11 protein-coding genes are annotated in these 12721 nt (G+C 71.6%); 6 read left to right on the top strand and 5 right to left on the bottom strand.

Annotated elements, in window-relative coordinates:
* Positions 1-84: 84 nt before the first annotated feature.
* The 4 genes from WMF45_RS29865 to WMF45_RS29850 form a co-directional block, all read right to left on the bottom strand.
* Entirely contained in the window at positions 85-723 is a 639-nt protein-coding gene (locus WMF45_RS29865; RefSeq protein WP_437708252.1) for a hypothetical protein, read from the bottom strand.
* Between the two features lie 26 nt (positions 724-749).
* Positions 750-1271, bottom strand: a complete 522-nt coding sequence (locus WMF45_RS29860; RefSeq protein ID WP_437708250.1) for a hypothetical protein — start codon at positions 1269-1271, stop codon at positions 750-752.
* A 107-nt stretch (positions 1272-1378) separates the two neighbouring features.
* A complete protein-coding gene (locus WMF45_RS29855; RefSeq protein ID WP_437708248.1) occupies positions 1379-2485 on the bottom strand; it encodes a fibrinogen-like YCDxxxxGGGW domain-containing protein in 1107 nt (368 codons plus the stop codon).
* Between the two features lie 120 nt (positions 2486-2605).
* Complete coding sequence (locus WMF45_RS29850) at positions 2606-3784, bottom strand: PAS domain-containing protein (protein ID WP_437708246.1); 1179 nt, start codon at positions 3782-3784, stop codon at positions 2606-2608.
* Between the two features lie 356 nt (positions 3785-4140).
* On the opposite strand from WMF45_RS29850, the gene WMF45_RS29845 reads away from it, so the two are divergent.
* From WMF45_RS29845 to WMF45_RS29820, 6 genes are all read left to right on the top strand, one after another.
* Positions 4141-5040 (top strand): 1,4-dihydroxy-2-naphthoyl-CoA synthase, encoded by a 900-nt coding sequence (locus WMF45_RS29845; RefSeq protein WP_437708244.1) that lies wholly within the window; start codon positions 4141-4143, stop codon positions 5038-5040.
* Positions 5041-5237: 197 nt separating this feature from the next.
* Positions 5238-7196, top strand: a complete 1959-nt coding sequence (locus WMF45_RS29840; protein WP_437708242.1) for a glycoside hydrolase family 9 protein — start codon at positions 5238-5240, stop codon at positions 7194-7196.
* 242 nt (positions 7197-7438) lie between these two features.
* Positions 7439-9364: a DEAD/DEAH box helicase gene (locus WMF45_RS29835; protein ID WP_437708240.1), complete on the top strand. Its 1926-nt coding sequence runs from the start codon at positions 7439-7441 to the stop codon at positions 9362-9364.
* A 102-nt stretch (positions 9365-9466) separates the two neighbouring features.
* On the top strand, positions 9467-9856 hold the full coding sequence (locus WMF45_RS29830) for a DUF4398 domain-containing protein (protein WP_437708238.1): 390 nt from the start codon (positions 9467-9469) through the stop codon (positions 9854-9856).
* Between the two features lie 17 nt (positions 9857-9873).
* Positions 9874-10845 (top strand): OmpA family protein, encoded by a 972-nt coding sequence (locus WMF45_RS29825; RefSeq protein WP_437708236.1) that lies wholly within the window; start codon positions 9874-9876, stop codon positions 10843-10845.
* Positions 10846-10900: 55 nt separating this feature from the next.
* Positions 10901-11743, top strand: coding sequence for a CPBP family glutamic-type intramembrane protease (locus WMF45_RS29820; RefSeq protein ID WP_437708234.1), 843 nt, complete (start codon positions 10901-10903; stop codon positions 11741-11743).
* Between the two features lie 28 nt (positions 11744-11771).
* Here WMF45_RS29820 and WMF45_RS29815 read toward each other — a convergent pair whose 3' ends face one another.
* Positions 11772-12533, bottom strand: a complete 762-nt coding sequence (locus WMF45_RS29815; protein ID WP_437708232.1) for an SDR family oxidoreductase — start codon at positions 12531-12533, stop codon at positions 11772-11774.
* Positions 12534-12721: the final 188 nt, after the last annotated feature.

Here is a 12721-nt window from a genome sequence, read left to right as displayed (position 1 = left end):
CTCGCGGGGAAGCGGCGAGGAGGCGCTCTACGGGAGGGAGGGGCGCGGGGGCGCGCGACACGGGTGTCCGCGAGCGCGCGAAATTCACAGGAGGAACGAGACGCCCACCGAGAACGCGGGGTATCCGAGCCGCATCGTGAGCGTCACCTTCTCCGTGAAGTGGAAGCGCCCGCCGACGAACAGGGCCGGTGAGACCCCGAAGACCCCGTTGCGGCCCACGTCGCCGAGATACAGCGACAGGCCCGGCTCGCCGAAGACCGACCACCTCCGGTGGAGCCAGAAGTTCCACTGCATCACGACCGAGCCGAACACGTAGTCCGAGGGCCCCCCGTACCGGTCGACCTCGGTGCAGATACGCGTGCCCGCGGGCCCGTTCTCGAAGCGGGTGCACTCCCCGCGGTAGTCCCCGTCTCCTCCGTAGTGGATGCCGTCAAGGCCAAAGCCGAGCCCGACCGAGTCGTTGATGCGCTTGATGAAGCCGTCGGGCGCGATGTCGATGGTGGCGCGGAGCCCGGCGCCAAGGCCGTTCCCGGCGCCGGGGCCGCCGAGCGGCTCGAACGGCGTGAGGAGGAGGTGCGGCTCCAGCTCGACCTTGTAGTCGGGGCGATCGCCGGGGCGCTTGATCGTCATCTGCGCCTCGCCGACCTCGGTCCAACCGATCGTCAGCGCCGCGAACGAGAGCGCGGCGGCCATGAGGCGCGGCGCGCGAAGCTGCGATGTCATCGCTCTCTGCATCGGTCTCGGTCTCCTCAGCATCCGCCGCACGAGCGCGAGCCGTTCGGGCACATGACCGCAGCCTCGCCGCCGGGGCAGGTGACGCGGCACTCGCCGCCCACGTTGTCGCAGAACACCTCGCATGAGCCCCGGCACTCGACCTCGCAGGTCGCCACGTTCCGGCAGGTCACGACGCTGCCCGAGCCGACGCTGACGCCGCACCGGCTCGTGTCGTGACATTCGTACCGGCAGTCGCGATCGCAGATAGCCCCGCACGCCGTCGTGTTATGGCACCGCAGATCGCAGTCGTCTCCACAGGAAGCCGAGCACTCGTCGACGTCGAAGCACTCGAACGAGCACCCGTGCTCGCAGACGGCGCCGCAGCGATTCATCTGGAAGCAGCGCTGGTCGCAATTGTCACCGTCGCAGCCGAGGTAACACTCGTCACCCTGGGAGCACTCGCACGCGTCGCCCTCCACGCAGCCGCCGTTGTTCCAGCAGCTCGCCAGGCAGAGGCTCGCGAAGAGCGTCAAAAAAGTCAGTGCATAGAAGCGCATGGCCGGGGCAGCATACCCGAGCCTCCCGGAATTTGTCACGAAATCCGCGAAGGTACGCGCGGGGGCACGCGCGGAGGTACGCGCGGAGGTACGCCTGAGGGCCCGGCTCACCACCGTGTCCAGCGAGAGATTCGCCGCACCCGGGTATACCGCGTATTGTCGTTCGCGAGCCCGGCCTGATCCGCGATGTGCGTGCCGACGTGGGGACCCCAGCCGCCGTCGTCGAACGGTGCGTCCCCGTCCGCTCCGAGGTTGTATTCCCAGCACTGCGCGTAGTGCTGCGTGACGTTCAGGGCTGCGACGGCGCAGTTATTATCCGGGGCAGTGTCGCCGTCGTGATCGCCCGACGACCACCCCGAGAGGAAATGGGAGAAGAAGACGTCGGCGTCCCCGGAGACGTGCAGGGGGCGGAGGAGCTTCATGGTCGTCGTGTCGATGCCCTCGGCGGTCGCCCGCATGACCTCCGCGACCGTGCCCTTGATATCCGCGATCTCGTCGCGGTACTCCCGGCCGACGAGGTAGAGGGAGCCCCTGTAGAAGTTCCGCTCGAGCGCCGGCTCGCCCTTGGTCCCGAGCCGCTTGGCGTACGGGATGTCCCAGAACGACAGCGTCGTTCCCTCCGCCGAACCGACGCTGTTGTAGACGAGCGCCCACCCTCCTCCGTCCGTCTCCAGATCGCACACCACGGGGAACTCGGGATCTCCGCCGGCTCCGTCCAGATCGAGGGTGTACACGCCGCTCGGCAGGCCGCGGGGGACGTCGGCGCACCGGCGGTAGGCGCACCCCTTGTTGCTCGCGCCGTCGCAGTCCTCGTCCTCGGCGGTGTCGCAGCGCTCGGCGGCGGGCAGCACCTCTCCGGCGCACGGGCCGAACCCGTTCCCTTCCTCGTCGCAGATCTTCACGCCGGCGCGGCAGGCTCCGCGGTTCAACGTGGCGGGCGGACCACCGTAACAGGCCTCCTGGCGACCGGGCTCGCATCCGCTCCCGCCGCTCGACGCAGAGCCGCCGCCGGCGCTCGAGGCAGAGCCGCCCTCACCGGCGCTCCCGCCGCTCGAGGCAGAGCCGCCGCCGGCGCTCGACGCCGAGGCGCTCCCGCCGCCGCCGGCGTCGTCGTCTCCGAACCTCCGCACCCTGGTCGAGCAGGCCGACACGGCGGTGAGCAGCGCGATGGCCGCGCAGCAGGCCCTTGCGACCGAACCTTGGCCGAGCGACATGCGACCTCCGGGGACACGAACGCACACCACGCGGCCTTATACACCAGCCCCCCCGGCGCGCGCACCCGCCCCGCGCGGTCGGCCGCTCCGCCGCCGCGCGCCGGCACGTTTCCGACGCTTTTACTGGGCGAGGGCCCGTGGCGCGCCCTTGTCGCTTTGCAGCGCAAAGGCGATGGCGCTCTGGAGCGTGCTCTTGGTCAGGAGGCCCGCCAGATCGAGCGAGAGCCCGACGAGCGTCTGCGCCACCGCTGGCCGGATGCCGGTCAGGATCGTCCGTGCGCCGAGCAGCTGCAGCGCCTTCGCGGTGTCGACGAGGCCGGCGGCGACCCGCGTGTCGATCTCCTTGAGCCCTGTCACGTCGAGGATGACCGCCTGAGCCTGGGTGGACTGGACTCCAGCGAGCGCGGCCGACATCACCTGATCGATCCGCTCCGAGTCCATCTGGCCCACGAGGGGCATGACCATGATGCGATCGGTGATCGGGATGAGCGGCGTCGACATCGCCTGCATCGTGTCGCGGAGCCGCGCGAGCGTCCGCTCGAGCTTGTCGAGCAGCTCCCTGTACGGCGTGACGTCGTGGGCGGTGCCATAGACGAGGCGGCGCGACGGCTCCTCGGCCGCGTCCAGGTGAGCCGTCCACGCGAGCCACCTGTAGGAGCCGTCCTTGCACGCGTACCGGTTGTCGAACTTGATGGTCGTGTGGCCCTGGAAGAGCGCGGCGGCCTCGGCGAGCGTGGCCTCGCGGTCGTCGGGGTGGACGAACTCGATGAACGGCTTCGCGATCATCTCCGAGGGGGACCAGCCGAGGGTGCGCTCCCAGGCCGGGTTGGCGTGGCGGAAGTACCCCTCTGCGTCCAGGGTCACGAGCAGGCCCACGGACACCCGGAACAGCTTCTCGTAGACCGTGGTCAGCTCCGCCGCCTGCGTGAGCTGCGCGGTCCGCTCCCGGTCGCTCGTCAGGTCGAGCGCCGTGGCGACCATGAGCCGTTCCGAGGGCGCTTCGTCCATGTCCACCCGGGCGGTCCAGCCGAGCCACCGGTACGAGCCGTCCTTGCACACAACACGGTTGTCGAACCGGCCGTTCGCGCGACCCTGGAAGAGGGCGGCGGCCTCGGCGAGCGTGGCCTCGCGGTCGTCGGGGTGGACGAGCTCGATGTAGGGCCTGGCCCTGAGCTCGTCGAGGGACCAGCCGAGGGCATGCTCCCAGGAAGCGCTCAGATCACGGAAGTAGCCACGCGCGTCCGCGGTGGCCAGGAGTCCTGACGAGACCTGGAAAAGTCGTTCATAGCTCAAGCCCATGTCGTCCCCCCTCGCGGGCAGGCAGAGCGCGCCCGCCGTCGAGGCCGCCCGCCATCAGCGATTCTCCTGTCCGAACGCGGGCGAGCGCCTCGCGCGCCGCCTGGCCAGCGCGCGCACGCGCACTCCCCAGGCGGCGCGACGTCGACCTCACCGCGCGTCGAAGCCTGCTTGTCCACGAGAACGGCTTATGTGTCAAGGGTATCGGGAGGCTCGTTAGCGGGCGTACTGGGCCGGCTGCGGCAGAAGCGACGCCCGGGTCTGGCGAACACGCGCGCCCGGAGGTCGCCACTGTCATGCCGCCGAGGTTGCCAGCCCACGATGAGGCAGGTACGGTCCGCGCCCCAAAGGAGTGGACCATGACCGTCTCTGCGATTTTCAACCCGGCGCGATGGCGTGAGGTCGATGGGTTCTCGTTCGAGGATCTCACCTACCACCGCGCCGTGGACCAGGGCACCGTCCGCATCGCGTTCAACCGCCCCGAGGTCCGCAACGCGTTTCGTCCCCGCACCGTCGATGAGCTGTACACCGCGCTCGAGCACGCGCGCACGACGTCGGACGTGGGTTGTGTGCTGATCACCGGCAATGGGCCTTCTCCGAAGGACGGCGGCTGGGCGTTCTGCTCCGGCGGCGATCAGCGCATCCGCGGGAAGGACGGGTACAAGTACGAGGGTGAGAGCGCGGGGCAGGCCGACCCGGCGCGGCTCGGCCGGCTCCACATCCTGGAGGTGCAGCGGCTCATCCGGTTCATGCCCAAGGTCGTCATCGCGGTGGTGCCCGGCTGGGCGGCGGGCGGCGGCCACAGCCTCCACGTGGTCTGCGACATGACGCTGGCGAGCCGCGAGCACGCGATGTTCAAGCAGACGGACCCGGACGTCGCGAGCTTCGACAGCGGGTATGGCTCGGCGCTGCTCGCGCGGCAGGTCGGGCAGAAGAAGGCGCGGGAGATCTTCTTCCTCGGGCTCGATTACACGGCGGAGCAGGCGGCGGCGATGGGGATGGTCAACGCCGTCGTCCCTCACGCGGATCTCGAGGAGGAGGCGCTGCGGTGGGGCGCGATCATCAACTCGAAGAGCCCGACCGCGATGCGGATGCTGAAGTACGGCTTCAACCTGCCTGACGAGGGGCTCGTCGGACAGCAGCTCTTCGCCGGCGAGGCGACGCGGCTCGCCTACGGCACGGAGGAGGCGAAGGAGGGCCGAGACGCCTTCCTGGAGAAGCGCCGCCCGGATTTCACGCGTTATCCCTGGCACTACTGACGACCACACGTCGCCCGTTCCCACGCCCGGAGCCCACAATCGCGCTTGACACCGACATCGACTTCATCGATGGTGGCGGTGCTGTAAGATTCCGTGTGCGGCGTCTGGCCGCGCGGCTTCAACTTTACCTGGAGATACGCATCATGCTTTGTTCTTCTGCTGCGAAGTCGGCTCGTCGGGAGCGTTCTTGGCTGTGTTTGGGTGGATCTCTTCTTCTGGCGCTCGCGGGCGGCCTCACCGCTGTTGGCTGCGGCGACGATAGACCCTCGGACGGCGCGGGTGGCGCGGGGGCTTCCGGTGGCGCGGGCGGCGATGGCGGCGCTGGCGGCGCGGGGGCTTCCGGCGGCGCGGGCGGCGCGGGCGGCACGGGGGGCACGGGGGGCACGGGGGGCGAGGCGCCGATCGAGACGGTGCCGCCGTCGGGCACCGAGCTGATCCGCGTCAACCAGGTCGGGTACCTGCCGGCCGCCGCCAAGGTCGCGACGGTCGTGGCCGCGGCCGACAAGCCGCACGCCTGGGAGCTCGTCGACGCGGCCGGCACCGTGGTCGACAGCGGGGCGACCCGCGTCGTGGGCGACGACGCCGCCTCCGGCGAGCACGTGCACACCATCGACTTCAGCGATTTCACCACCGTCGGCGAGGGCTACGAGCTCCGCGTCGGGACGGTGACGAGCCACCCGTTCGACGTGAGCCCGACCATCTATTCCCAGATGAAGTACGACGCGCTCGCGTACTTCTATCACAACCGCTCCGGCATCGAGATCCTCGAGCAGTACGTCGGCCCGGACCACGCGCGCCCGGCGGGGCACAAGCCGGACGAGGCGCCCTGCGCCGAGGGCATCGGCTGCACGTACACGCTCGACGTCACGGGCGGGTGGTACGACGCCGGCGATCACGGCAAGTACGTGGTCAACGGCGGTATCTCCGCCTGGACGCTGCTGAACCAGTACGAGCGGTTCGTCGCGCTCGGGTCCACGGCGGGGGACTTCGGCGACGGCAAGCTGAAGATCCCCGAGAACGCGAACGAGATCCCCGACCTCCTCGACGAGGCCCGGTGGGAGATCGATTTCATGCTCAAGATGCAGGTGCCCCAGGGCGAGACCAGCGCGGGCATGGTGCACCACAAGATCCACGATCTCGCGTGGACCGGCCTGCCGCTGGCGCCGCACGAGGATACGCAGCCGCGCTACCTGCGCCCGGTCAGCACGGCGGCGACGCTCAACCTGGCCGCGACCGCGGCCCAGGCCGCGCGCATCTGGAAGGAGCTCGACCCCACGTTCTCGGCGAAGTGCCTCGAGGCCGCGACGCGGGCGTGGACCGCGGCGAAGGCGAACCCGAAGGTCACCCTCCCGAACGAAGGCGATGTTCCGGGCGGCGGCGCCTACGGCGACAGCAACCTGGGCGACGAGTTCTACTGGGCGGCCGCCGAGCTGTTCCTCACCACGGGCGACGCCGCGTACAAGGCCGAGCTCGCGGCGTCGGACTACAGCAAGGAGCTCATCGGCGTGGACGGCACGTTCAGCGCCATGACCTGGGGCCAGGTCGACGGGCTGGGCGCCATCTCGCTCGCCGTTGTCGAGGCCCAGCACGCCGCGGCGGAGCGCGAGGCGGCCCGGACCCAGCTGATCGCCATCGCCGACAAGTACCTCGAGGCCGTCGCGACGGAGGGGTACCGGGTGCCCTTCACCGTGGGCAACGGCGGGTATCCCTGGGGCTCCAACTCGTTCGTGCTCAACAACATGCTGGTCCTGGCCCTGGCCCACGACTTCACCGGCGAGCAGAAGTACTTCGACGGCGTGGCGTCGGGCGCGGACTACCTCCTCGGGCGCAACCCGATGGACAAGTCCTATGTCTCCGGCTACGGCGAGAACCCGCTCGAGAACCCGCACCATCGCTTCTGGGCGGCCCAGGTCGACCCCGAGTACCCGTCGGCTCCGCCCGGTGCGGTCTCCGGCGGGCCGAACTCCGGGCTGGAGGATGAGGTGGCGCAAGCGGCGCTCGACGAGACGGCCGAGCGCGCGAAGTGCGCCCCGGAGAAGTGCTACCTCGACGACATCGGGGCGTGGTCGGTCAACGAGATCACCATCAACTGGAACAGCCCGTTCGCGTGGACGGTGGCCTGGCTCGACGAGAAGGCCAAGGCGAGCGCCCAGTGATCCGGAGCGCGGCGGTGAGGCACGCTGACTGAAGGCGGGGGCTTTTGAACCGCCAAGGACGCCAAGGACGCCAAGGACGCCAAGAAAACTAATAATATTGGCGTCTTCTGGCGCTTTGGCGGTTTCATCATCCCGGCAGGGCGGGGGAGCTCCCCCGCCGCGCGGCTGCGACGCGCCGCGCTGCGCTCGATACGCGATTGGCCGCGACAACCGTCCAGCTTCTGCTAGGTTGCGCGGCTTTCATGAATCCAGCCTCATCGCTCGACGCCTTGCCCGCGCCGCTCGCGGGCGCCCTCGCCCGCCGCGGCTTCACCTCCCTCACCCCCGTCCAACAGGCTGTCCTCGCCCCTGAGCTCGCCGGGCGGGACCTTCGTGTCTCGTCGCAGACCGGCTCCGGAAAGACCGTGGCCATCGGCCTCGCGCTCACCCCCCGCCTCGAGCGCGCCCTCGCCGACCGCGCCGCGGCCGCGCCCGACGGCGCGCCGCGCACCGTGGCGGCTCCGGCCGCGGTGATCATCGCGCCGACGCGGGAGCTCGCCGCGCAGATCGCCGGCGAGCTCAGCTGGCTCCTCTCGCCCCTCGGCGCGCGCGTCGCGTGCGTCACCGGCGGCACCAGCTTCGGCGCCGAGGCGCGCTCGCTGCGGCGCGACCCCCATGTCATCGCCGGGACGCCCGGCCGCCTGCTCGATCACCTGGACCGCGGGACCCTCGACCCGCGCGGCGTCCTCGCCCTCGTGCTCGACGAGGCGGACCAGATGCTGGACCTCGGCTTCCGCGACGACCTCGAGGCGATCGTCGGCAAGATGCCCGAGGATCGTCAGACCCACCTCGTGTCGGCCACCTTCTCCCGCGAGGTCCGCGCGCTCGCCGATCGCTTCCAGCGGGACGCGGTGAGCGTCGAGGGCACGCGCCCCGGCGCCGCGAACGGCGACATCGCCCACGTCGCCCACCTCGTGCTGCCGGCCGAGCGCGACGCGGCGGTCGTGAACCTGCTGCTCCTCGCGCCCGGCGAGCGCACGCTCGTCTTCGTGCGCACCCGCGAGGGCGCCGCCGAGCTCGCCGACAAGCTCACCGCGCTCGGCCTGCCCGCGGGCGCCCTGAGCGGCGACCTCGAGCAGCGCGAGCGGACCCGCACGCTCGACGCGTTTCGCTCGGGCGCCATCACGACCCTCGTCGCGACCGACGTGGCCGCGCGCGGCATCGACGTCCCCGAGGTCGGGCGCGTCATCCACGCCGATCCCCCGGGCGATCCCGAGATCTTCACGCACCGGAGCGGCCGCACCGGCCGGGCGGGCCGCAAGGGGACGAGCGTGCTGCTCGTCGCGCCGTTCGCGCGAGAGCACGCGCTGAGGCTGCTCCGGCGCGCGCGCGTCGAGGCCACGTTCCGGCCGGCGCCGTCGCCGGACGACGTGCTCCGCGCCGCCGACGAGCGGCTCGCCGCCGAGCTCGCCCCGGCGCGCCGGGAGGTCGCGGCCGCGGGCGATGCGGCCGCGGTCGACGCGGCTTCGGGCGACGCGGCTTCGGGCGACGCGGCCTCGAGCGACGCGAACGCGCGCGCCCCGCGCGAGGCGTCCGGCCCCGCGCCCGAGGCGCGGCACAGGGAGCTCGCCGCCCGCCTGCTCGCGGACATGGACGCGACCGAGCTCGTCGCGGCCCTCCTCGCGCGGGCGAAGCACACAGGCCCCTGCGCTCCGCGGCCCGTCACCGCCGTCGCGCCGCCCCGCTCCGAGCCGCCTCCGTCGCGCGCCCGGTCCGCTGCGCCGCCCTGGTCCGGGGCGCCGTCGCGCGCCCGGCCGCCGGCGCCGCCCTGGTCCGGGGCGCCGTCGCGCGCCCGGTCCGCTGCGCCGCCCTGGTCCGAGGCGCCGTCGCGCGCTCGCCCCGCCGCTCGTCAAGGCAACGGGGAGCAGCCCCCGCGCCTCCCCTTCGTGCCCTTCCAGGTCAACTGGGGGGAGCGCCACGGCGCGGACCCCCGGCGCCTGCTCGCCCTCGTGTGCCGCCGCGGCGGCGTGTCGAGCCAGCAGATCGGCGCGATCCGCATCGGCTCCACCGCGTCCGTCGTCGAGGTGGCCTCCCCGGCCGCGCCCGAGTTCGCGCGCGCGGTCAACCAGCCCGACGCGCGTGACGCGCGGATCCGCATCGTCCGCGCGAGCTCGATGCGCGTCGAGTAGCGCCTGTCCCGGCGCCGCGGACCGAGGCAGACGGCCGAGATCGCTCGCAATGACAGGGGTTTCCTGATTTGTCGGAGACCTCGGGTGTTGTACAACGGCCGGGTGAACCGAAGCCCGAACAACAAGCCACCCCTACGCCGCCTCGCGAGCCCGGCCGCGGTGCTCGGTCTTGCGCTCGCTGCGTGCGGCGGCACCGTGCCTCCGCCGAATGACCAGCTCGCCTCGTCCCAGGCCGCCATCCGCGCGGCCGACGAGATGGGCGCCGGGTCCGACCCGCAGGCCACCCTCCACCTGAAGCTCGCGCGCGAGCAGCTCGAGAAGGCCAAGCAGCAGATGCAGGCCGAGGACAACGACTCTGCCACGCGCCTCCTCCAGCGCGCCGAGGCCGACGCCGAACTCGCGCTGGCGCTCGCGAAGGCGCGCTCCACGCAGGCCGAGGCGCAGGAGGCGCTGAAGCAGGTCGAGAAAATGAAGCAGACGGGGGTCAAGTGAAGCGAGAGGTGATGCTGATGGCTTCCCTGGTGAAGAACCCGTCCTGGCCTGCCCGGTCGCTCGCCCTGTGCGCCGCGCTCTACGCGGCGTCGGGGTGCGGCGCGGCGGTCCCGCCGAAGGAGCTCGTCGACGCCCGCGCGAGCTACAGGCGCGCGGCGGAAGGCGCCGCCTCGCGCCTCGCGCCCGCCCAGCTCGACACGGCGAAGCAGGCGCTCTCCCGCGCCGAGGGGGCGTTCGGCGAGGACCCCGAGGCCGCGCAGACGCGCGATCTCGCGTACATCGCCGACCGCAAGGCCCAGGAGGCCGAGGCGGCGGCGGCGCTGCTCCAGGCGCAGCGCGACAAGGCCGCGGCCGAGGACGCCTTCAAGGACCTCTCGCAGCAGCAGCTCGCCAGCGCGAGGGAGGCGCTGCACAGCGGCCAGCAGCAGATCGAGCGGGAGCGGCACGCGCGCGCCCAGGCCGAGACCGCGCAGCAGCAGGCCGAGAGCGCGCGGCTGCAGGCCGAGAGCGCGCGCACCGCCGCCGAGAAGGCCCGCCAGGAGGCCGAGGCGGCGCGGCGGGAGGCCGAGCGCGTCGCGAACGCGGCGCTCGCGAGCCTCAAGGAGATCGCCGCGGTGAAGGAGGAGAAGCGCGGCGTGGTCATCACGCTCTCCGGCGCTGTGCTCTTCGCCTCGGGCAAGTCCGATCTCCTGCCGATCGCCAAGGAGAAGCTCAACCAGGTCGCGGCCACCCTGAAGGATCAGGGGTCGCCGCCCATCAGGATCGAGGGGCACACCGACTCGACCGGCTCCGCCCAGGCGAACCGCAAGCTCTCGCTGGAGCGCGCCGACGCCGTGAAGGCCCACCTCATCACGGCGGGGCTGCCCGGGGACAAGATCGCGACCGTCGGCCACGGGCCGGACCGCCCCGTGGCGGAGAACACGAGCACCGAGGGCCGGGCCAACAACCGGCGCGTCGAGATCATCGTCAATCCCACCGGCCAGCAGTAGAAGCGCCTCCCCGGCGCGGTTGTGCCGGGGGCGCCGGCGGTGTTAAGCACGGCGCGTGATCGGACGCTTTTTCCGCCGGATCTGGCAGGAGTACGTCATCGACCTGCGCGATCGGCTCGACGCCGAGGCGGCGCACCACAGGGCCACCACGCCCGCGGGGGAGGTCACCCGCCGGATGGTGTGCGTGTTCCTCACCGTCATCGGGGTGCTCCTCTTCGTCCGGTTCGCGGGCAACGAGAACGACACGCGCTGGATGGTCGATGGCCTGCGCGCCGTGGGCCTCGACGGCGCCGCGGCGAGGCTCCACGACGCGCTGAACACGTCGCCGGATCGCCGCTTTCACCAGCGGATCGTCTGGGCGCTCGGCCGCCTCGTCGGTTATCTGATACCGACCCTCGTCGTCGCGAAGCTCGTGCTGCGGGCGCCGATCCGGAGCTTCGGCCTGCGCGTCCGCGGGACGGCGAGGCACCTGCCCGTCTATGGCTTCCTCTTCGCCGTCATGGCGCCGTTCCTCTTCGCCGCGTCGCTGTCGCCGGCCTTCCAGGCGAAGTATCCGTATTACAAGCTCGCGCCGGGCGAGGGCCCGTGGCCCTGGCTCTGGGCGTGGGAGGCGCTCTATGCGGCGCAATTCGTTGCGCTCGAGTTCTTCTACCGCGGCTTCTTCCTCCACGGGATCCGCCGCGCGCTCGGCTACTCGTCGATCTTCGCCATGATGGTGCCTTACGCGATGATCCATTTCGGCAAGCCGCTGCCCGAGGCGCTCGGCTCGGTGCTCGCCGGGTTCATCCTCGGCACGGTGAGCCTGAAGAGCGACTCCATCTGGGGCGGCTGCGCCATCCACATCGTCGTCGCGACGTCGATGGACCTTCTGTCTTTAGCTCATCGCGGGCTGCTCTAGCGAACGGTGCCAGGGGCTTTCGAGGAGCTCAGGCCAGGGTCCTGCCGCCGTTCACGGACAGCTTCTGGCCCGTGATGAACTCGGCGGCGTCGGACGCGAGGAAGGCGACGGCCTCGGCGATGTCGTCCGGCGTGCCCATGCGCCGGAGCGGGTTGCTCGCCCGGTAGGCCTCGATGGCCTCGGCGCTCGCGCCCTCCTGGAGGTGGCGCTCGACGACGACCCAGCCGGGGGACACCTGGTTGACGGTGATCCCGTGCGGGCCGAGCTCCATCGCCCACGAGCGCGTGAGGCCGAGCTGCGCGCCCTTCGCCGAGACGTAGCTGGAGAACTCGGGGACGCCCTGCTCGAAGACCTCGGACCCGACGTTGATGATCCGCCCCGACCGGCGCTCCTTCATCCCCGGGACCACCGCCTTCGCGAGGAGGACGGGGCTCTTCACGAAGAACTCGAGCTGGTCGAGGCAGTGCTTCCAGGTCAGGTCCTCCAGCTTGACGAACGGCTGCGGGCCCGTCGCGTTGATCACGAGCACCTCGATGGGGCCGAGGCGGGCCTGCACCTCGCCCACGAGGCGGGCGACGTCCTGCTCGTCGCGCACGTCGGCCCGGAACGCCTCGGCCTCGCCGCCGCCCCGGCGGATGTCCTCGACAACACGCGCCGCCTGCTCGCCGCTGCCGAAGTAGTTGACCGCAACCCGCGCGCCCGAGGCCGCGAGCTTGCGGGCGATGGCCGCCCCGAGGCCGCGGGAAGCGCCGGTGACCAGGGCGACTCGTTTGGATAGCTGGTGCGCCATTCAGGCTTCTCCGGGAGATGGGTGACCGCGGTTCGCTCGCCGCCGCGAAGGAGTTCGGCCGCTCAGGCGCGCCTCCAGGGGCCTCCCTGCCGCGCGGGCGCGGACCGCTGGCCGCGCGGCAGAGGGTCGACAGCGGGTCGAGATCGGCCACCCCCAGCTGTAAACGAGCGGGATCCAGCAATACAAGA

Origin of the sequence: Sorangium sp. So ce448 (genome assembly GCF_051520915.1) — a bacterium.
GTDB lineage: Bacteria > Myxococcota_A > Polyangia > Polyangiales > Polyangiaceae > Sorangium > Sorangium cellulosum_B.
The sequence above is the reverse complement of the archived record's forward strand: the minus strand, read 5'-3'. Positions and strand labels throughout refer to the sequence as shown.

Bases quoted from the DNA above. Each gene is read 5' to 3' on its own strand.
- WMF45_RS29865 (WP_437708252.1), bottom strand. From the start codon at position 723: ATGACATCGCAGCTTCGCGCGCCGCGCCTCATGGCCGCCGCGCTCTCG.
- WMF45_RS29860 (WP_437708250.1), bottom strand. From the start codon at position 1,271: ATGCGCTTCTATGCACTGACTTTTTTGACGCTCTTCGCGAGCCTCTGC.
- WMF45_RS29855 (WP_437708248.1), bottom strand. From the start codon at position 2,485: ATGTCGCTCGGCCAAGGTTCGGTCGCAAGGGCCTGCTGCGCGGCCATC.
- WMF45_RS29850 (WP_437708246.1), bottom strand. From the start codon at position 3,784: ATGGGCTTGAGCTATGAACGACTTTTCCAGGTCTCGTCAGGACTCCTG.
- WMF45_RS29845 (WP_437708244.1), top strand. From the start codon at position 4,141: ATGACCGTCTCTGCGATTTTCAACCCGGCGCGATGGCGTGAGGTCGAT.
- WMF45_RS29835 (WP_437708240.1), top strand. From the start codon at position 7,439: ATGAATCCAGCCTCATCGCTCGACGCCTTGCCCGCGCCGCTCGCGGGC.
- WMF45_RS29825 (WP_437708236.1), top strand. From the start codon at position 9,874: ATGGCTTCCCTGGTGAAGAACCCGTCCTGGCCTGCCCGGTCGCTCGCC.
- WMF45_RS29815 (WP_437708232.1), bottom strand. From the start codon at position 12,533: ATGGCGCACCAGCTATCCAAACGAGTCGCCCTGGTCACCGGCGCTTCC.